This window comes from Bacteroides hominis (assembly GCF_033042785.2).
Classification (GTDB): Bacteria; Bacteroidota; Bacteroidia; order Bacteroidales; family Bacteroidaceae; genus Bacteroides; species Bacteroides hominis.
Genome location: NZ_CP178829.1, coordinates 2,433,176 through 2,452,615, shown reverse-complemented (window position 1 = coordinate 2,452,615; position 19,440 = coordinate 2,433,176). Strand labels below are relative to the sequence as shown.

Sequence of the window (19,440 nt, the reverse complement as noted above, 5' to 3'; positions counted from 1 at the left end):
TTATACTAAACCTTAGTTAAAAGATACAGAGAAGGGTGTCCTATCTGGACACCCTTCTCTGTATCTTTTAACTAAGGCACTTCTATTTTTTCACTAACACCATTACCAATGTCCCGTCTGCGTTATACAAACCAATTCCACCACCGGACAATACATCAAATGATTTCACCTCATTGATAGCCTTCATCACTTTACTTTCTACCTCCATGTCCGGACAAGCCATCATAGTAGAAATAACATTTGGGAAAGAAATAGAACGAGGATTTTCTTTATCAGTTTCAAATCCTCCATTAATCAGATTACATCCGGCATTTCCATGAATAGATTTCTTTTTAATGTCAAAACTGATAAAAGGCTGCTTCTCCATACCGGAAGGAATAGCCTCACCATTCACTTCCTCTATTTTCCATTCACCGTTCAGTGCAGACAACTTCACCGTAGATACTTTCTTCTGAAGGACAACTACCGGGCGACTGGAAGCATTACAAAGAGCCATGTTCTGTTTACCCAGCTTTTTATAACTCTTTACCTGTCCCAATGCATTCAGTACATTTTGTTCCGTTGTCATATCAGGACAAGCCATACGAGTACTTCCCAAACGACTCATATCAATAGTACCGGGTTTTGAATTTAGATCTATCGAACCCATCATACGATTACAGCCGCTGTTACCATATACTTTTCCAGTTGCTGTATCAAAACCGATAAACGGCAATTCCTGATTCTCTGCCGGAACAATAGCTGAACCGTTCACTTCAATAATGTTCCACTCACCATTTAAAGATGATAAAGAAGCGGTCTCTTTGGTTGAACCACAAGATGACATTGCGAATGCTGCACCTGCCATGCAAATTGAAAACAATACTTTTTTCATTGTTATACTATTTAAGTTAAATATTGGCGCAAATATAGATAAAAAATAATATAAAGTTGATACATTTGTCGAATTAAGATAAACAGAACAGACATACGAATAGTTCAACAAACAATATACAATCATGAAAAGACGTATCAGAACCTTATTACTCCTCCTCTTGACAGTCGCTTCGGCGGCAATTGCACAGAAAGATTATTCCGTACCCCTCTCTTCCCCCTTGGCTCCATCGGTTGATGAAGAAACGAATTTCATAACAACGTATTTTCCGATGAAACAATTATGTAAGTGGACACCTGGAATAAAATTTATGTTTGTTCCGGATAGTGGTGACGAATTCATCCCCATATTTTATTGTTACGAAAACGGGAAAGAAGTAGTTAACGACTTACTCAAAAATAAAACTGTAGAATATGTAGGATCAGAAGAAACAGAGCATGAAACATATATCGGTAAAATATATACTTCACGTTTCATTTTTGAATGTGAAGGTAAAAAATACTATTACGAAATGAAAGATACCAAACTAAACGATCTGTGTGATAAAGATCCTCGTGCCGGTATCAACGGGCTCGTCTACCTGCAAGATATAAATACTGCCAAAGAATTATTGATTGGAAAAACACTTTATACCCGGACTACCATAGTAAAAGTAGATGATGTCAGCAGTTACTCCGGATACAGAGAGGTCAGCATTCCCAAAGGCGAACCCGTGAAAGTTATGGCAATAAGTATTGGTAGCAAAGCTTTTCCTGTGAGAATTGTTTTTACTGACAGTAAAGGGAACACCTATTATATTGACGTAGCCATGTCCAGAACAAATTCCTGTATGGAACCTGAAGATTTTCAAGCAGAAAAAAGGATGAGCTACTTCCCCAACGCATTTTCTTTTACCAATCCGGACATTAAAGCCAAAGAGTCCATCCAATCTAAATATATCGGACAAGCCGTTTATCCCTTAAAAACAATACGAACAAAACAAGCAGATTTACTGCGTTATACTCCGTTACAAATCAAAGATGTGCAACCTGAAAAAACAGGAACGTCAGCTACACTCCTACTGGCAGATGTTTTGGGAACAACATACCGAATAAAAGTAGATTTGAGATATGACCCTATCCTTAGAAATGAAGATTTCATCGAAAATCTTTTTGAATTTGCCAACATACGAAAAAAATATCCGAACATTAGCGAAGCCAACTGGTTAATGCTTGCTAAAGGAGAAGTAAAACCGGGTATGACAACCGAGGAGTGTAAGTTGGCAATCGGCGAACCTATCGAAATCAGAGCCCGGACCGACTCTCGTTTTGAGACATGGTTATACAGAGGAAAAATACTGGAGTTTGAAAATGGTATCTTGCTTCGCGCCAAATAAAGAAACTTAAATCGGCGAATATTCTGAAATAATGCCGTATATTTGTTCCATCAACAATTCTTAAATTCTTAATTTAAAATTCTTAATTAAAGAAATGGGTAGAGTTCTTATTATCGGTGCAGGCGGTGTAGGTACCGTTGTAGCACACAAAGTGGCACAAAATGCCGATGTATTTACTGATATCATGATCGCCAGCCGCACGAAGTCAAAATGTGACGACATTGTGAAAGCCATCGGCAACCCCAGCATAAAAACAGCCCAAGTGGATGCTGATAATGTAGACGAACTGGTAGCACTATTCAACGACTTCAAACCGGAAATGGTTATTAACGTTGCTTTGCCTTATCAAGATCTGACTATCATGGAAGCCTGCCTGAAAGCAGGTGTAAACTACCTGGATACCGCTAATTATGAGCCTAAAGACGAAGCTCACTTTGAATATAGCTGGCAATGGGCTTATCACGAACGTTTCAAAGAGGCAGGTCTGACTGCTATCTTAGGTTGTGGATTCGACCCAGGGGTGAGTGGCATTTATACGGCATATGCTGCCAAACATTATTTCGATGAAATTCAATACCTGGATATAGTAGATTGTAATGCCGGAAATCATCACAAGGCTTTTGCTACAAACTTCAATCCGGAAATCAATATCCGTGAAATCACCCAAAACGGACGTTATTATGAAAACGGACAATGGATAACCACCGGACCCTTGGAAATTCATAAAGACTTGACTTATCCGAATATAGGTCCTCGCGATTCATACTTGTTATACCACGAAGAGTTAGAATCACTTGTAAAACACTTTCCAACTATCAAACGAGCACGTTTCTGGATGACATTCGGTCAGGAATATCTGACTCATCTACGTGTGATTCAGAACATCGGTATGGCCCGCATCGACGAAATCGATTACAACGGGCAAAAAATTGTTCCTTTGCAATTCTTGAAGGCCGTGCTACCTAATCCTCAAGATCTGGGTGAAAATTACGAAGGGGAAACCTCTATCGGTTGCCGCATCCGTGGCTTAAAAGATGGCAAAGAACGTACCTACTATGTATACAATAACTGTAGTCACGAAGCAGCATACAAAGAAACGGGTATGCAGGGAGTAAGCTATACCACAGGTGTCCCGGCCATGATTGGTGCCATGATGTTCTTCAAAGGCGAATGGAAGCGACCGGGTGTGAATAATGTGGAAGAGTTTAATCCGGATCCGTTCATGGAACAATTGAACAAACAAGGTCTGCCTTGGCACGAAGAATTCGACGGAAACCTGGAATTGTAATTAACATAATAATATGTCAATTGGCTATATGCCACCTTGTGGTAAGCTGATTGACATAATTTATACATTGGGAAAATCATCAAAGATGAATATAGGAGATAAAGCCCCTGAATTGCTGGGTATCAATGAAAAGGGAGAAGAGGTACGCCTCAGCAACTATAAAGGAAGAAAAATCGTCCTTTATTTCTACCCCAAAGATAGCACTTCCGGCTGTACGGCTCAGGCTTGCAGCCTGCGTGACAATTACGCAGAATTGCGTAAGGCCGGATACGAAGTGATCGGTGTTAGTGTAGACAATGAAAAGTCACATCAAAAATTTATTGAAAAGAATAATCTGCCATTTACCTTGATTGCCGATACTGATAAAAAATTAGTAGAGCAATTTGGAGTATGGGGAGAGAAAAAGCTATATGGCCGTGCCTATATGGGTACTTTACGCACTACTTTCCTGATCAATGAAGAAGGAGTCGTTGAACGAATCATCGGTCCGAAAGAGGTAAAGACCAAAGAACACGCTTCACAAATTTTATAAATCGATCATTATGGCAAAGAAAGAAGACGAGTTAAATTTTGAAACAGATAATAATAAAATGGCATCAAGCGAAAAATTAAAAGCCTTACAGGCTGCCATGGACAAGATAGAGAAAAGCTTCGGTAAAGGTTCTATCATGAAAATGGGTGAAGAAGTGGTAGAACAAGTAGAAGTAATTCCTACAGGTTCGATTGCACTGAATGCAGCATTAGGCGTAGGCGGTTATCCCCGCGGAAGAATAATTGAAATTTATGGTCCGGAATCATCCGGTAAAACCACACTGGCGATCCACGCCATTGCAGAAGCACAAAAAGCCGGTGGAATTGCCGCTTTCATTGATGCTGAACATGCCTTTGACCGTTTTTATGCGGCCAAGCTGGGAGTGGATGTAGATAATCTGTTTATCTCTCAACCGGATAACGGAGAACAGGCACTGGAAATTGCAGAGCAATTGATCCGCTCTTCAGCCATCGACATCATCGTAGTGGACTCCGTAGCCGCCTTGACTCCGAAAGCAGAAATAGAAGGAGACATGGGCGACAATAAAGTAGGTTTGCAGGCTCGATTAATGTCTCAGGCATTACGCAAGTTGACATCAGCAGTGAGTAAAACCCGTACGACTTGTGTTTTCATCAACCAATTGCGTGAGAAAATCGGTGTAATGTTCGGTAATCCCGAAACAACAACCGGTGGCAATGCATTGAAATTCTATGCTTCGGTACGTTTGGATATCCGCGGTTCACAACAAATAAAAGACGGTGAAGAAGTGATTGGTAAACAAACAAAGGTCAAGGTTGTGAAGAACAAAGTAGCCCCTCCTTTCCGTAAAGCAGAATTCGATATCATGTTTGGCGAAGGTATATCACATTCTGGAGAGATTATTGATCTGGGAGCCGATTTAGGAATCATCAAGAAAAGTGGTTCATGGTATAGCTATAACGACACGAAGCTGGGACAAGGTCGCGATGCAGCTAAACAGTGTATTGCCGATAATCCTGAACTCGCCGAAGAACTGGAAGGATTAATCTTCGAAAAACTGAGAGAACACAAATAACTCTAATCAATAGATAACGATTGGCTGTATTTCATTGAATGACAGCCAATCGTTTATCATATATCAATTCAGAGAATTCCGTTTTTCCAATGCCAACGGATAGTACTTATCCAGCAACATCGCCCACTCCGCTATAAGTTCAATTGGCATTCTCTGACCATTTTCATCACCAGACTCTGCAAATGTCCTTATCCGATCATCCAATGTAACCAAGCGCCGTATCTCTGGTTCTCTCTCACCTAATACCTCTACAATAATATCCAATTTCGTAATTTCACTTTCACTCATAGTATTTCATTTTAATTAAGGCATTAAAAGTACATCCTTTTCATCAAATATCTTCATATTACTTGCTCTTTTTTCTCTTTCTTTGTAACATAATTCGTCCCGCTACGTCTTACAAATATAAACATTGACAAAAACGAATCCATGGATGCTGAGAGTTTTAAAAAAGAGTTTCTGCCTTATCACCGCAAACTGTACCGTGTAGCTTACCGACTACTGGAGAATTCAGCCGATGCGGAGGATATAGTGCAAGAAGCCTACCTGAAGCTGTGGGATAAGCGGGAAGGACTGACTGTTATTAGTAATCCGGAAGCATTTAGTGTCACTTTGGTAAAGAATATGTGTTTTGATTTGCTCCGCTCAGGAAAGTACATATTGTCCCGACAAACCGTAGAACTGTCTGCCGTTCAGGATATTTCCCAGTCGGACAACCTGGAAGTACGCGAAGGCGCACGACAGGTAACAGATATCATAGCCCACTTACCCGAACAGCAGCAACGGATCATAAACATGCGCGATATCAAAGGCTGTTCTTACGAAGAGATAGAACAAGTTACCGGATTGAATTCTATTAATGTTCGTGTACTGCTATCACGAGCAAGGAAAAAGATACGTGAAGAATTTAATAAATGGAATAATTATGAAAGTCGAAGAAATTGAAAGGTTGCTCGCCAAGTTTTATGAGGGGACTACTACCGAGAGCCAAGAAGAGGCGCTGAGAGATTATTTCAGAACAACGGAAGTGCCCGAACATCTGCTGAAGGACAAAGAAATCTTTCTTAACCTTTACTTAAACGCAGATCATGATGTGGAAATTCCTGCATATTTGGAGGACAAACTAAACTTGTTGATTGATGAAATGGCCGAGAAAGAACAACGCTTCTTCCGCCCCAACAGTTCCAAGAACAATTGGCGCTGGATTGGAAGTATAGCAGCCACTATACTATTACTTGTCGGTCTTGGATATGGTATCGACAATCTGGGTAAAAATGTGTGTCCACCTACACCGCAAGACACGTTTTCTGACCCGGAAGAAGCCTATCGAATGTTTCAGGCGACATTACTGGAGATTTCCGTTAACCTGAACAACGGGTTCAATGAAGTGAAGGAAAGCCAAATTGACATGAGAAGAATACATCAAGAAGTAAAAAACGAAATAAAAAAATAAACGGTTATGAAAACAATGAAATTTATTCTGGTTTGTGTGCTGCTATTATCACCTCTCTTTTGTCAGGCACAAAAGAATCTGTTCAACAAATACAACGACATGAAAGGGGTATCATCAGTTTACATCTCTAAAGCAATGATGGAACTAAATCCGAACTTATTTATGAAGGACCTTTATATAGGTAAGGTGGCAGAACACTTGAATTCTGTTCAGGTCCTTTCTACGCGTGATAATAAGATACGTGAAGAGATGGCTAAAGATATTCGTTCTTTGGTGCAGTCATCCAAATATGAACTATTGATGAAACAAAAAGGGACAACTTCCGGTTCAGAAATCTATGTAAATCGTAAAGGAAGTAAGATAAAAGAACTAATTATGGTAATGGTCGGAGCATCTTCCCTAAAATTTGTATATATGGAAGGAGATATGACGACGGATGATATCAAAAAACTAATGTTGTATCAAAATACCAGTCAGTGCTTTATAATATCAGAAGATAGGCTCTATACCAATAATACACCTGTCATTTATGACAGCAAGAAAGATATAAGCAAACAAAAAGGTATGATAGAATTAAGCGGAACTTATAATTTGAACACTATAGATACAAATTATAGTGAAGAATTAAACGCTTTGAATGACGAACTAAAAAACCTTGGGAAAGAACTAAAAAACATAAGTATAGAGTAAATGATATAGGATATTTATTATATGTAAGAGGTACGATGTATTTAGACATCGTACCTCTTACATACAGTTCTGTTTATATTTAATCAGCACCAATAAATATATGCTAAAGTGCTCAGACTAATCACTGCCCACAAAAGTACTCCCTGTATCAAAGGTTTGATACCTACGGACTTCACAACATCCAATGAAAGAGAAGCCCCGATGAAAAACATAGTGATAGTTAAAGTTTTACGAGCCAATCCATTGATAGCTGCCCCCAATGCAGGCACACTACCCAACAAATAGGTATTCACAATCATAGCTAATACAAAGAAGAAGATAAACCAAGGAATGCTGATCTTCTGTCCTTTACTTTTAAAGATAAACGAAGTAGCAAATGCCATTGGAATAATCCAAAGGGCACGGGTCAATTTAATAGTAGTAGCAACTTTTAGTGCCTCCTCACCGTATGCAGCACCGGCACCTACCACAGAACTTGTATCATGAATAGCAATGGCAGCCCAAGTTCCGAACTCATGTTGACTCATATTTAAAGCATGTCCGATTACTGGAAAGATAAAAAGTGCAAGTGCGTTTAATATGAATATTGTAGCCAACGCTACAGACATTTCACTATCATTCGCCTTTACTACAGGACCTACAGCAGCAATGGCACTACCACCACAAATCGCCGTACCCGAACTGATAAGATAAGAGGTATTACGATCTACCTTCAGGAACTTACGACCAATAAACCACCCAATGATCAGTGTACCGATTACTGAAATAATAGTAAACTCCATTCCTTCTTTACCGGAAGCAAGTGCCGAATGCAAATTCATACCAAAACCTAATCCGACAACAGAGTATTGCAACAAATATTTGGATGTCTTTTTATTAAATTTCGGATGCGCCTGTCCACATGTCAATGCGAAAGCTAACCCAAGGAAGAGAGCTAATGGTGGGGTTACCCATGCAGAAAGTGCCTGCAATCCTGGAACATAATCCAACATTAGAAATAAAGTCAAAATAGAAAGTAAAGAAACATAGACCTTTTTATTGTTTGTCTGTAACGTTTTCGTAATAGCTGATACCATATCTTATTATCTTTTTTATTTTTCGGGTGCAAAGATACGGCTACTTATCGGTATATGCCAATTGCATCTAATTATGCTTTATAACTTTTTATTATGATGCATGGCAAACTGCATCAAAACCTGTGACAATCCACTCTCCTGCCCTTGGGGTTGGGCAAAACAGAATTCACGCAACATAGGCATGCCTTTGATTTCGATAACCCGGAAAGTACCGGAAAGTAATTCACGACTGATGGAACGGATAGAAACAATTCCCATACAATCTGTATGTTCCAGAAATAATTTGATACTCTCCGTACTACCCAAATATAAAAGCACATTCAAAGATGATAACTTTATATTATGTCCGGACAAAGCTCTTTCAAAAACATCCAACGTACCCGAACCTCTCTCACGAAGCACAAGAGGAATTCTGGATAAATCTTCCGGAGTAATTTCATCCGGTAATGAGAGCTTATTACCTGTGTGGACAACAGCCACCAATTCATCCTGCAAAAACGTAGTATATTTAAGATTCGGCAAACGAGAAATTCCCTCCACTAAACCTAAGTCAATGCGGTGTTCCTGCAAAGCTGCTTCTATTTCTCTGGAATTCCCATTCAGCAAAGAAAGATTCACCTGAGGAAATTTTGCTATAAAATTAGCCAATAAAGGAGGAAGCACATATTGCGCAATTGTAGTACTGGCACCTAACTTTAAATCACCTATATATTCATTATGGAGTAAATGCATTTCATATTCCAGCCGTTTATAATCCTCCAATATCTTTTCACTATGTTCTTGCAAAAGCTTCCCTGCCTCTGTCAAAGAAATCTTATTCCCTTGCCTGTCAAACAAGCGGGCCTGATAGCAAGTTTCCAATTCCTGAATATGCTTGGTTATAGCAGGCTGACTGACAAACAACTCCTGTGACGCTTTCGTGAAACTAAGGTTCTTAGCAACACTTAAAAATACTTTTAGACGAAAATCAGACATAAATATAAAGGTTTATTGTCTATATTACAATTCTTCTCCCCTGATTCCCAACGCTTGCATCAACGGATATGCAAGCATTTCCCATTGATGCCCTTCCAGCATTTCCTCCGGTTCATTCATACGAAACTGAATCGTTTTTTTATTTTTAATCTTTTTCAACCGATTCATTACTTTATCACCATATTCTTCATTAAAAGAGACTAAAATCAATTGTCTCACATCGGCAGAATCTGCAACAATATTTAATAAATCGAGATATAATTCCTCACGGGATACCATTTCCTCACAAGGCACACCGGCAAAAGAAAATTCTCCAAACTGACTCTTAAACGCTACACCATTCAGCTCTGTAGATAAATCAGATGGTACACAATTAGATAACCGGACGGAATTCTTATCGTATACCACTAATATTTGAACTTGATTTTCTCCTTCTGTTATGCCTGAGTCTAACGCTAAATAAGTTATCAATTCCGAAAGATCAATCTCTTGTAACTCACGCTTCAATGTTCGCTCAAAATATTTCTTCAGATCCGTTATAACTAAATTCAAGAACGCTGCATCTATCAATATCACATTCGAAGGGAACTTTATTTTTTCGTCCATATAGTAATTCCTTTATAATTATATTCAGGCTATAAAGATACAACATACTTCTAAAATGCCCTTGCATTCGGACACAATTTCCTTGTAAAAAGGAAAATATATGACATTTTGGCTTTTACATTCCTTAAAAAGCTGAAAAAAAGTCAGTTTTTAACCCATGGCAAATCTTTTGCGCCTTCAATAGTGTTATTGAAAATAAGAAAAAGAAAGGAGAATAAACGATATGAATTTCAACAATTTTACCATTAAATCACAGGAAGCTGTACAAGAAGCGATCAATCTGGCACAAAGCCGGGGACAACAAGCCATTGAAACAGCTCATATCCTGTATGGAGTGATGAAGGTAGGCGAAAATGTTACTAACTTCATCTTCCAGAAGTTAGGATTGAACGGCCAGCAAATCGCCCTTGTACTCGACAAGCAAATTGACTCTTTCCCAAAAGTTTCGGGCGGAGAGCCTTATTTGAGTCGGGAAGCAAACGAAGTCTTCCAGAAAGCAACACAGTATTCCAAAGAAATGGGTGATGAATTTGTTTCACTGGAACACTTATTACTGGCATTACTAACGGTAAAGAGTACTGTATCTACTATTCTGAAAGATGCAGGAATGACCGAAAAAGAACTACGCGGAGCTATTAATGAATTGAGAAAAGGAGAAAAAGTCACTTCTCAGTCCAGTGAAGATAATTATCAATCACTGGAAAAATACGCCATAAACCTGAACGAAGCCGCTCGTAGCGGCAAACTCGATCCGGTGATCGGACGTGACGAAGAAATTCGGCGTGTACTTCAGATTCTGAGTCGACGCACCAAAAATAACCCTATATTAATAGGTGAACCGGGTACCGGTAAAACAGCAATAGTTGAAGGACTGGCACACCGTATCCTCCGGGGAGATGTTCCTGAAAACCTGAAAGATAAACAAGTATACTCTCTGGATATGGGGGCACTGGTTGCAGGAGCCAAATACAAAGGAGAGTTTGAAGAGCGGCTTAAATCCGTAGTGAATGAAGTGAAAAAATCTGAAGGTAACATCATACTCTTCATCGATGAGATCCATACATTGGTAGGAGCCGGGAAGGGAGAAGGTGCCATGGATGCAGCTAATATCCTGAAACCTGCACTTGCCCGTGGAGAGTTACGTTCCATCGGTGCTACGACCCTTGATGAATACCAGAAGTATTTTGAGAAAGACAAAGCTTTGGAACGCCGTTTCCAGATAGTACAAGTAGATGAGCCAGATAATCTGAGTACAATATCCATTCTGCGTGGTCTGAAAGAACGATATGAAAATCATCACCATGTACGTATCAAAGACGATGCAATCATAGCTGCCGTAGAATTAAGCAGTCGATATATAACTGATCGTTTTTTACCGGATAAAGCAATTGACCTCATGGATGAGGCGGCAGCCAAACTCCGTATGGAGGTAGATTCCGTCCCGGAAGGATTGGATGAAATATCACGTAAAATCAAACAGTTAGAGATCGAACGGGAAGCCATTAAACGCGAAAATGATGAACCGAAATTACAAACAATCGGCAAAGAATTGGCCGAACTGAAAGAACAGGAGAAATCATACAAAGCAAAATGGCAAAGTGAAAAAAGTCTGATGGATATAATCCAGCAGAACAAAGTTGAAATCGAAAATCTTAAATTTGAAGCCGACAAGGCTGAACGTGAAGGAAACTATGGGAAAGTTGCAGAAATCCGATATGGAAAATTACAAGAATTGAATAAGGAAATTGAGGATACCCAGAAAAAGTTACATGAAATGCAAGGGGATACAGCTATGATAAAGGAAGAGGTAGATGCTGAAGATATCGCCGATGTAGTATCCCGCTGGACCGGAATTCCCGTAAGCAAAATGATGCAGAGTGAAAAGGACAAGTTACTTCATCTTGAAGAAGAATTACATCAGCGTGTTATCGGGCAAGATGAAGCCATTGCAGCTGTATCCGATGCCGTACGCCGCAGCCGCGCAGGATTGCAGGATCCCAAGCGTCCGATTGGTTCCTTCATCTTCCTGGGCACTACCGGAGTAGGTAAAACCGAACTGGCTAAAGCACTTGCAGAGTTTCTTTTTGATGATGAAACAATGATGACCCGTATTGATATGAGTGAATATCAGGAGAAACATAGTGTTTCACGTTTAGTTGGAGCACCTCCGGGATACGTGGGATACGATGAAGGAGGACAGTTGACAGAAGCCATACGGCGTAAACCCTATTCTGTAGTACTGTTTGACGAGATCGAAAAGGCTCATCCGGATGTATTCAATATATTGTTACAGGTACTTGATGACGGAAGGTTAACAGACAATAAAGGTCGCGTGGTAAATTTCAAAAATACAATTATCATCATGACCTCTAATATGGGTAGTAGCTACATACAGAGTCAAATGGAAAAACTGAACAGTGCCAACAAAGACGAAGTTGTAGAAGAAACCAAGAAAGAGGTAATGAATATGCTAAAGAAAACCATACGCCCCGAATTCTTAAACCGTATTGATGAAACCATCATGTTTCTACCACTAACGGAAAAAGAAATAAAACAAATTGTCCTGCTGCAAATCAAGAGTGTGCAGAAGATGCTTGCGGGTAATGGAGTAGAGTTGAAGCTGACAGATGCCGCTTTAGATTTTCTTTCACAAGTAGGTTATGATCCAGAGTTCGGTGCACGTCCTGTAAAAAGAGCTATTCAGAGATATTTATTAAATGATTTATCAAAGAAATTATTAGCACAAGAAGTAGACCGTAGTAAAGCAATTATTGTAGATGCACAAGGTGACGGATTGGTTTTTCGTAACTAAAGAATTGAGAATCTATAAACTATAGCGATCTGCCGGTATGCCTTATGGTATACCGGCTTTTCTCTTTCTTGAAAGTTCAATAAGTGATCCTCCTGACCTCCACCGGATAGGATGCACAATGAATAACAAGCACATACATGCCTCTTCTCGGCAATATAAAAGTAACACAATCTCCCGTTGAGTGAATCTTCCCTATTAACTCACCCTGCTCACTATACAGGTATACCATTGTATTAACTTCCAGACGTTCCAAAGACAAAACTCCGGTAGAATCGTCCAGTTTCATACAGATACCGCTATCTCTTGTTGCTTTCATGCTCTTTCCTTCTCTCCTATCACTCCCGGTTCCCTCGAAAGAATCTTTCGTATATAAAAAAGCGTGGGAACGTTGCAATTATCGTACCTGAGGCTCTGGACTGCCACTATTCAAATAATGTACAACAACCCACGCTCGATACTATATATTTGCATATACAGCAGAGCATGAGCGTTCGTTGCATTATTCCTGAATAGTGAAATTGTCCAGATTTCAAGTACAGAATAATATCTTAAAAACGCTTTTGTTCTTTTTGTGTAATATTCCTCGCAACACTGACTCTTCAGGTATCGACGGATTGCAACAAAGATAATTAAAAAGCCCTGAATACGACAAATAAGTTCTCTAAAATATTCTATGCAAATTTTATATAGTTATGCAAGAACAGCTTAAGGAGCCTTTTGTTTATTGGGGCATGATAAAAAATAAAAGCGCAATATTCCCCTTTCAGTAAGGGATATTGCGCTTTTAACTAAAAGAAACAGAATTAATTTTTATTCCGCCTCAGCAGCAGCTTCTTCACCAAATTCTGTAATTCCGTTAGAAACAAGAATATTGTACCATAAGATCAATTTCTTGATATCATTCACATACACTCTGTCACGATCAAAATCAGGCAAAACTTCAGCTAAATATTGGCGTAGTTGCTCGGGGGTAGCCTTCTTCACATCTATAGAGGCCATAGCTGCATTTTCCTTTTCTTTTATTGAACGCAATACGTCACGTAAAGGTACTTCCGAGTCGTTTGTGTACATTGCTATATCTGCCAAAGAGATAATCTTTTCATTACCATAAGCAGGAAAACGTTTCTTAGTCGCATCAATTGTTTCTACAATTAACATATTTTTCCCCTGCGAAATAAGCTTATACAATCCCGGTTTACCGGAGATAGACAAAATAGTCTTTAACATAGTATATTACTTTTATATTAGTTATTTTTTGCGGAGCAAAGGTAATGAATCTTTTGATATAGGAAAGCAATTAACTCTAAAATCTGTGGTATCAACGGTTTCTCATCATCATTTATTATAACGAAAGAAGCCTGTTCACACTTTTCTTCATCACTCATTTGGCTCCGAATACGTTGCATTATCTGTTCACACGAAGCATTGTCACGCCGAACTGCACGATCCACCCTTATTTCTAAAGGGGCATAAACCATCACAATATAATCAACCTCATCAGCAAACCCCGACTCTATAAGGATTGCTGATTCCATACCTATAATATCCATGCAACCCTTGTGTGAAGCCCATTGCCTGAAATGCTCTTTAACTCTCGGATGTATGATTCTATTGACTTGAGAAGCATGTATGGAGGAAGCAAAAAGGTATGAAGCCAATAAGACCTTATTTAATTTACCGTTTAAGAAAACCTCCTCTCCTACCAAGTCGCACAGTTCCTTACGTATAACAAGATCGGTCGCTACAATTCTCTTGGACTCTTCATCTGAAATATAGACAGGAATCCCCATTACTTCAAGTAGCCGTGAAACAATACTTTTGCCACTGCCTATCCCACCGGTTATACCAATTTTAATTGCCATAAGAAGAAACTTGTTCTATAAGAAAATCAACCTGCTCCGGATGAATGCGTATATGACTCACTCCACGTGGAACTGACTTCAATTTGACAGTATATTTATCAGTGCCCAACTTTAAAAGTTCTTCATAAGAGACATTTACAACAAAATCACTTGCCTTAATTTTGCGAAAACGGCTTAGTCCAACCTGAAATGTAATCTGGACTTTAGACGGAAAAGCTCTCAACACCTTATCTGCCGGAAAATTAATACCACGCAATGGTACTTCAACAGTCTTTTCCGTATATATATCCACAGGCAAAGTTAAATCAATCGCTCCGGGAACAAACTTAGCTCCTTTCACTCCGGCAAGCGCAATTCGTTGCCTCAATGTATCCGCTACATTCTCAAAGTTCACTTTTTGTGTATAGGCAGTTGTAATTGTATCCAATATAGCTACAGGAGCATATACTAAAACAGAATCCGGAGAATAAATGGTATCGGAAATATAGTATTGACGCCCTGCAGTAACTTTACCCTCTAATTTAACAGGCACCAGTTTCGACTTTCCGGTAGAATAAATATACTCCAAGGTATCTGGTTTGACAGAAAGCAGACGAGTGGACACATTGAGCTGTCCCAGAATCTTTTTCTCAAGTTCTGAAGTATAAATCTTCACATGATTATTAGGGGCCTTTGACTCAGAAAAATCGATATTTACCGGAAAGAAACTTTTGCCCAACATATAGTTCAGCAATACCGTACCCTTATCTTTTACTTTGATACGCAATTCAGAAGGAGGTTCAGAAGTTAAAACTACATGATTAGGTACTCCTTTCAGACGAACAGGAATTGAAAATTCTGCTTCATAATCATTATTTAATGTTTGAAGCAGCCAAAATCCACCTGCAATAAAAAAGAAAAATAAAAAAATTAAGAACTCTCTGCTCTTATCACTAAGCAGAAAGTCCTTAATCCTTCTTGATAATTTTAAATAAATATACTTTATGTTCCTACGTTCGAACATAGGCTTTATTTATTTTTAGTTCCTTATTTCGTAGCAGACTGGCTATTGGCAGCTGAAGCATCTGCAAAAATAGAGTTCTTATCTATCTTAATTTTTACATTAGAAGCGATTTCAAGAACAATATAATCATCATTGATTTCCTTAATCACACCATGAATACCACCAGCAGTAATTACATTCTGATTCACCTGGAGAGACTTACGGAAATTAGCGATCTCTTTCTGTTTCTTATTCTGCGGACGAATCATGAAGAAATACATGATAACAAACATTGCTATCAGCATAATCCACATCAAACTACCATCAGGGCCAGCAGCAGGAGCTTGAAAAAATACAGTTAATAGGTTCATAAAATAATCAGTTTTTTAGTTTTTTAATCTATTTGGACAAAGGTATTAGTTTTTTGTCAACTTACCTTCTTTTTTTAATTGATTAACTATTCCGTCCAATGTACCATTGATAAAGCTACCGCTCTTCACTGTACTATAGAGTTTGGCAATCTCTACATACTCATTTAACGAAACACTGACCGGAATGTTCGGAAAACTAAGAATTTCTGCCAACGCACACTGCATAATAATCACATCCATGAAAGCTACACGATCCAAATCCCAGTTCTTTGTGTTTTCACTGATCAGATGACGATAATAATCGGCATTCAGAATGGCCCGACGGAACAAGCGCCGTGCAAATTCCTGATCTTCATCATCTTTAAACTCAGGCAATAATGCCTGGTTAGCCCCTTGTTTTTCTTCAAAACGCTTGATAGTTTTCAATACAAATGTATCAACAATCTCTTTATCATCATTCCAATATAAACTCTGATCTTCCAACACTTGATCCAGCGAATCATTATTGAAAACAAACGTTTTATATAGTTTTCTCCACAACTCACGATCCATTTCATAAGATTTATCGGAAGAAGCCATATATTCTTTATATATATCGGATGCAATAATCTTCTCGTACAATTCTTTGATAAAGTCCTGATCGTTTGCCCAGGTTCTTTTCTGGTTAGCTATAAACTCGCTCAATTGTTTATTTACTTCAAGTTGTGCGATAAACTTATTTTCCACAAACTTCATGTTAGGATACAACTCTTCTTTTGTCGGCGCCAATTTAGCTTTCGCTGTGTCAATGCGTTTTTGTGCATATTCCGTCAAAGCAATCATAAGCATCAGCAAATAGTTGTATAAGTCGTAAGCCTTAGAGAGGCTAAAGAACAACTCTTTCTCCGCTGAGTCTAAATTTTTGCTGCCGTTTTGATAGTAAGCATACACTATCTGTATGATCTTTAGACGAATAAGAACTCTGTTAATCATAATCTTAATTAATACTGTTATTAACGAATTGCAAAAGTAGACATTTTTAATGAGTTTACGCAAATAAATCACATTTTTTAATGCAGTATTTCATTCTCTTTCCTTTTTCTTTTGACGGTTTAAAAAAAATATCCAATTTTGAAGCCAATTATAAACAGACCTAACAATATGGAAGATTTTAAAAAGAAAATAGGAACAGACATGAATGATAAAGAGATTGTATTCTCCAAATCGATTAAAGCTGGTAAACGTATATATTATCTGGACGTTAAAAAGAACCGTAAAGATGAAATGTTTCTTGCCATCACTGAAAGCAAAAAAGTCGTAATGGGAGAAGGAGACGATTCCCAGGTAAGTTTTGAAAAGCATAAAATCTTTTTGTATAAAGAAGATTTTGGTAAATTCATGTCCGGTCTTGAACAAGCGATCAGTTATATCAATCAGAATCAAGAATATACCGAAGAATTAGAATCCGGAAAAAAAATCGAATCTGAAAGCGAAACTGAAACTGCAGTTTTAGATAGTGAAATTAAAATAGATATTGATTTTGAATAATTAAAAACATCAATTCTTTGATATTTCAGAAAGAAAGTGTACTTTTGCACCGCTTTTTGCACATCGTGTGATAATCACATCGTGTGATGGTGAATTAAGCAAGCAAAATAACTTAATTTAGAGTAACACAAAAAATTTCAAGAAATGAGATCAATTGAAGTTAAAGGAACTGCAAGAACAATTGCAGAACGCTCTTCTGAACAGGCAAGAGCTTTGAAAGAAATTCGTAACAACGGTGGTGTACCTTGTGTACTTTACGGTGGTGGAGAAGTTGTTCACTTCACAGTGACTAACGAAGGACTTCGCAATCTGGTTTATACTCCGCACATCCACGTAGTAGACCTGATTATCGATGGTAAAAAAGTGAATGCGATTTTGAAAGACATTCAATTTCACCCTGTAAAAGATACTATCCTGCACGTAGACTTCTATCAGATTGACGAAGCTAAACCTATCGTAATGGAAGTACCGGTACAACTTGAAGGTCTTGCTGAAGGTGTGAAAGCCGGTGGTAAATTAGCATTGCAGATGCGTAAACTGAAAGTTAAAGCTTTGTACAACGTTATTCCTGAGAAACTGACTGTCAATGTATCTCACTTGGGTCTTGGCAAAACAGTTAAAGTAGGCGAATTGAGCTATGAAGGACTGGAACTTCTGAACGCAAAAGACGCTGTCGTATGTGCCGTTAAGTTGACTCGTGCGGCAAGAGGTGCAGCTGCTGCAGCAGGAAAATAATATCGCTATCCCTTTATTAGAGATATCATTCAAACGCAGATTAATGCAGATTTCACATCTGTGTTAATCTGCGTTTTTTATTTAAAACAAATAAACTGAAAGATATGAAATACTTAATTGTCGGATTAGGAAACATTGGTCCTGAATACCATGAAACGCGACATAATATAGGCTTTATGGTGTTGGATGCTTTGGCCAAAGCAAACAACCTATCATTCAAGGACGGTCGTTATGGCTTTACAGCTACCCTATCTGTAAAAGGAAGACAAATGATTCTGTTAAAGCCTTCGACATTTATGAATCTAAGTGGCAATGCCGTGCGTTATTGGATGCAAAAGGAAAATATTCCATTGGAGAATATGCTAATCATCGTTGATGACCTGGCTCTTCCTTTTGGAACATTACGTCTGAAAAGCAAAGGTAGCGATGCAGGTCATAACGGATTAAAACATATCGCAGCTATCTTGGGAACTCAGAATTATGCACGGTTGAGATTTGGCATTGGCAATGACTTCCCAAAGGGCGGACAGGTTGATTTCGTATTAGGACATTTTACGGAAGAAGACTGGACAACAATGAACGAGCGCCTGGAAACAGCCGGAGAGATTGCCAAAAGCTTTTGTTTGGCAGGAATCGACATAACGATGAATCAATTCAACAAAAAATAATAATTCATTTTCAATTTATAACCAATGCCTGAAGCAAGAATAGATAAATGGATGTGGGCAGTCCGCATCTTCAAAACCCGCACCATCGCCGCTGAGGCCTGCAAAAAAGGACGAATCAGCATCAACGGATCGTTTGTGAAAGCATCTCGTATGATAAAGCCAGGAGACGTAATTCAAGTAAAAAAGCCCCCCATTACATACTCTTTCAAAGTATTACAAGCTATCGAGAAACGAATCGGAGCAAAGCTTGTATCCGAGATGATGGAAAACGTAACGACACCCGATCAATACGAACTTTTGGAAATGAGCAAAATCAGTGGTTTCATTGATCGCGCAAGAGGCACCGGACGCCCGACTAAAAAAGACCGTCGAAGCATTGAAGAATTCACTACTCCGGAATTTATGGATGACTTTGATTTTGACTTTGATTTTGAAGAAGACAATAAATAAAAAATCCCCGATAGCCGTCACGGACACCGGGGAGGTATAAATAAATGGACTTATTTATTTATAAAATCACCCACCCGACCGATAACCTATCGGCCGGATGGAGATAGAGG

At 38.7% G+C, this 19,440-nt stretch carries 23 protein-coding genes; 12 read left to right on the top strand and 11 right to left on the bottom strand.

Going from position 1 to position 19,440, the window contains the following annotated elements; all coding sequences use genetic code 11:
• Positions 1-82 precede the first annotated feature (82 nt).
• On the bottom strand, positions 83-874 hold the full coding sequence (locus R3O62_RS10205; RefSeq protein ID WP_005809815.1) for an META domain-containing protein: 792 nt from the start codon (positions 872-874) through the stop codon (positions 83-85).
• Positions 875-998: 124 nt separating this feature from the next.
• Between R3O62_RS10205 and R3O62_RS10200 the strand changes: the two genes are divergently transcribed.
• The 4 genes from R3O62_RS10200 (at position 999) to recA (ending at position 5,123) form a co-directional block, all read left to right on the top strand.
• On the top strand, positions 999-2,249 hold the full coding sequence (locus R3O62_RS10200; protein WP_186993139.1) for a hypothetical protein: 1,251 nt from the start codon (positions 999-1,001) through the stop codon (positions 2,247-2,249).
• A 94-nt stretch (positions 2,250-2,343) separates the two neighbouring features.
• Positions 2,344-3,537, top strand: a complete 1,194-nt coding sequence (locus R3O62_RS10195; RefSeq protein ID WP_022011920.1) for a saccharopine dehydrogenase family protein — start codon at positions 2,344-2,346, stop codon at positions 3,535-3,537.
• A gap of 85 nt (positions 3,538-3,622) precedes the next feature.
• Positions 3,623-4,069, top strand: a complete 447-nt coding sequence (bcp, locus tag R3O62_RS10190) for a thioredoxin-dependent thiol peroxidase (RefSeq protein ID WP_005775939.1) — start codon at positions 3,623-3,625, stop codon at positions 4,067-4,069.
• Between the two features lie 10 nt (positions 4,070-4,079).
• A complete protein-coding gene (gene recA / locus R3O62_RS10185; RefSeq protein WP_005775938.1) occupies positions 4,080-5,123 on the top strand; it encodes a recombinase RecA in 1,044 nt (347 codons plus the stop codon).
• A 63-nt stretch (positions 5,124-5,186) separates the two neighbouring features.
• Here recA and R3O62_RS10180 read toward each other — a convergent pair whose 3' ends face one another.
• A complete protein-coding gene (locus R3O62_RS10180) occupies positions 5,187-5,411 on the bottom strand; it encodes a hypothetical protein (protein ID WP_005809822.1) in 225 nt (74 codons plus the stop codon).
• Between the two features lie 141 nt (positions 5,412-5,552).
• Between R3O62_RS10180 and R3O62_RS10175 the strand changes: the two genes are divergently transcribed.
• The 3 genes from R3O62_RS10175 to R3O62_RS10165 are packed head-to-tail and all read left to right on the top strand — an operon-like array spanning position 5,553 to position 7,266.
• Entirely contained in the window at positions 5,553-6,068 is a 516-nt protein-coding gene (locus R3O62_RS10175) for an RNA polymerase sigma factor (RefSeq protein ID WP_005775936.1), read from the top strand.
• The gene (locus R3O62_RS10170) at positions 6,049-6,576 is read left to right on the top strand and encodes a hypothetical protein (protein WP_005775935.1); all 528 of its coding nucleotides are present in this window, start codon (positions 6,049-6,051) and stop codon (positions 6,574-6,576) included. The genes R3O62_RS10175 and R3O62_RS10170 overlap by 20 nt, the downstream gene beginning before the upstream one ends.
• 6 nt (positions 6,577-6,582) lie before the next feature.
• Positions 6,583-7,266 (top strand): DUF4252 domain-containing protein, encoded by a 684-nt coding sequence (locus tag R3O62_RS10165; RefSeq protein ID WP_227559560.1) that lies wholly within the window; start codon positions 6,583-6,585, stop codon positions 7,264-7,266.
• Positions 7,267-7,349: 83 nt separating this feature from the next.
• On the opposite strand, the gene R3O62_RS10160 is transcribed toward R3O62_RS10165, so the two are convergent.
• From R3O62_RS10160 to R3O62_RS10150, 3 genes are all read right to left on the bottom strand, one after another.
• The gene (locus R3O62_RS10160; RefSeq protein ID WP_005775933.1) at positions 7,350-8,342 is read right to left on the bottom strand and encodes a YeiH family protein; all 993 of its coding nucleotides are present in this window, start codon (positions 8,340-8,342) and stop codon (positions 7,350-7,352) included.
• A 78-nt stretch (positions 8,343-8,420) separates the two neighbouring features.
• A complete protein-coding gene (locus R3O62_RS10155) occupies positions 8,421-9,317 on the bottom strand; it encodes a LysR substrate-binding domain-containing protein (RefSeq protein ID WP_005775932.1) in 897 nt (298 codons plus the stop codon).
• Between the two features lie 24 nt (positions 9,318-9,341).
• Positions 9,342-9,923, bottom strand: a complete 582-nt coding sequence (locus R3O62_RS10150; RefSeq protein ID WP_005775931.1) for a DUF6621 family protein — start codon at positions 9,921-9,923, stop codon at positions 9,342-9,344.
• 223 nt (positions 9,924-10,146) lie between these two features.
• On the opposite strand from R3O62_RS10150, the gene clpB reads away from it, so the two are divergent.
• Positions 10,147-12,735 carry an ATP-dependent chaperone ClpB gene (clpB, locus tag R3O62_RS10145; protein WP_005775930.1) on the top strand — a complete coding sequence of 863 codons (2,589 nt, stop codon included), beginning with the start codon at positions 10,147-10,149 and terminating at the stop codon, positions 12,733-12,735.
• 76 nt (positions 12,736-12,811) lie between these two features.
• Here the strand turns inward: clpB and R3O62_RS10140 are convergent, their stop codons facing one another.
• From R3O62_RS10140 to nusB, 6 genes are all read right to left on the bottom strand, one after another.
• Positions 12,812-13,051: a hypothetical protein gene (locus R3O62_RS10140; RefSeq protein WP_032535516.1), complete on the bottom strand. Its 240-nt coding sequence runs from the start codon at positions 13,049-13,051 to the stop codon at positions 12,812-12,814.
• Between the two features lie 494 nt (positions 13,052-13,545).
• Positions 13,546-13,962, bottom strand: a complete 417-nt coding sequence (locus tag R3O62_RS10135; RefSeq protein WP_022011923.1) for a DUF5606 domain-containing protein — start codon at positions 13,960-13,962, stop codon at positions 13,546-13,548.
• A 17-nt stretch (positions 13,963-13,979) separates the two neighbouring features.
• Positions 13,980-14,597 (bottom strand): dephospho-CoA kinase, encoded by a 618-nt coding sequence (gene coaE, locus R3O62_RS10130; RefSeq protein ID WP_005775927.1) that lies wholly within the window; start codon positions 14,595-14,597, stop codon positions 13,980-13,982.
• Positions 14,587-15,600 (bottom strand): CdaR family protein, encoded by a 1,014-nt coding sequence (locus R3O62_RS10125; RefSeq protein WP_005818784.1) that lies wholly within the window; start codon positions 15,598-15,600, stop codon positions 14,587-14,589. The genes coaE and R3O62_RS10125 overlap by 11 nt, the downstream gene beginning before the upstream one ends.
• 23 nt (positions 15,601-15,623) lie before the next feature.
• On the bottom strand, positions 15,624-15,950 hold the full coding sequence (gene yajC, locus R3O62_RS10120; protein WP_005775925.1) for a preprotein translocase subunit YajC: 327 nt from the start codon (positions 15,948-15,950) through the stop codon (positions 15,624-15,626).
• Between the two features lie 45 nt (positions 15,951-15,995).
• On the bottom strand, positions 15,996-16,922 hold the full coding sequence (gene nusB / locus R3O62_RS10115) for a transcription antitermination factor NusB (protein WP_195317069.1): 927 nt from the start codon (positions 16,920-16,922) through the stop codon (positions 15,996-15,998).
• Positions 16,923-17,090: 168 nt separating this feature from the next.
• On the opposite strand from nusB, the gene R3O62_RS10110 reads away from it, so the two are divergent.
• The 4 genes from R3O62_RS10110 to R3O62_RS10095 all read left to right on the top strand — a co-directional run bounded on the left by R3O62_RS10110 (position 17,091) and on the right by R3O62_RS10095 (position 19,330).
• On the top strand, positions 17,091-17,477 hold the full coding sequence (locus R3O62_RS10110; protein ID WP_044299561.1) for a PUR family DNA/RNA-binding protein: 387 nt from the start codon (positions 17,091-17,093) through the stop codon (positions 17,475-17,477).
• Between the two features lie 144 nt (positions 17,478-17,621).
• Complete coding sequence (locus tag R3O62_RS10105; RefSeq protein WP_005809832.1) at positions 17,622-18,212, top strand: 50S ribosomal protein L25/general stress protein Ctc; 591 nt, start codon at positions 17,622-17,624, stop codon at positions 18,210-18,212.
• Positions 18,213-18,316: 104 nt separating this feature from the next.
• Complete coding sequence (pth, locus tag R3O62_RS10100; protein ID WP_005809833.1) at positions 18,317-18,880, top strand: aminoacyl-tRNA hydrolase; 564 nt, start codon at positions 18,317-18,319, stop codon at positions 18,878-18,880.
• A gap of 24 nt (positions 18,881-18,904) precedes the next feature.
• A complete protein-coding gene (locus R3O62_RS10095) occupies positions 18,905-19,330 on the top strand; it encodes an RNA-binding S4 domain-containing protein (protein ID WP_005809834.1) in 426 nt (141 codons plus the stop codon).
• Positions 19,331-19,440 lie beyond the last annotated feature (110 nt).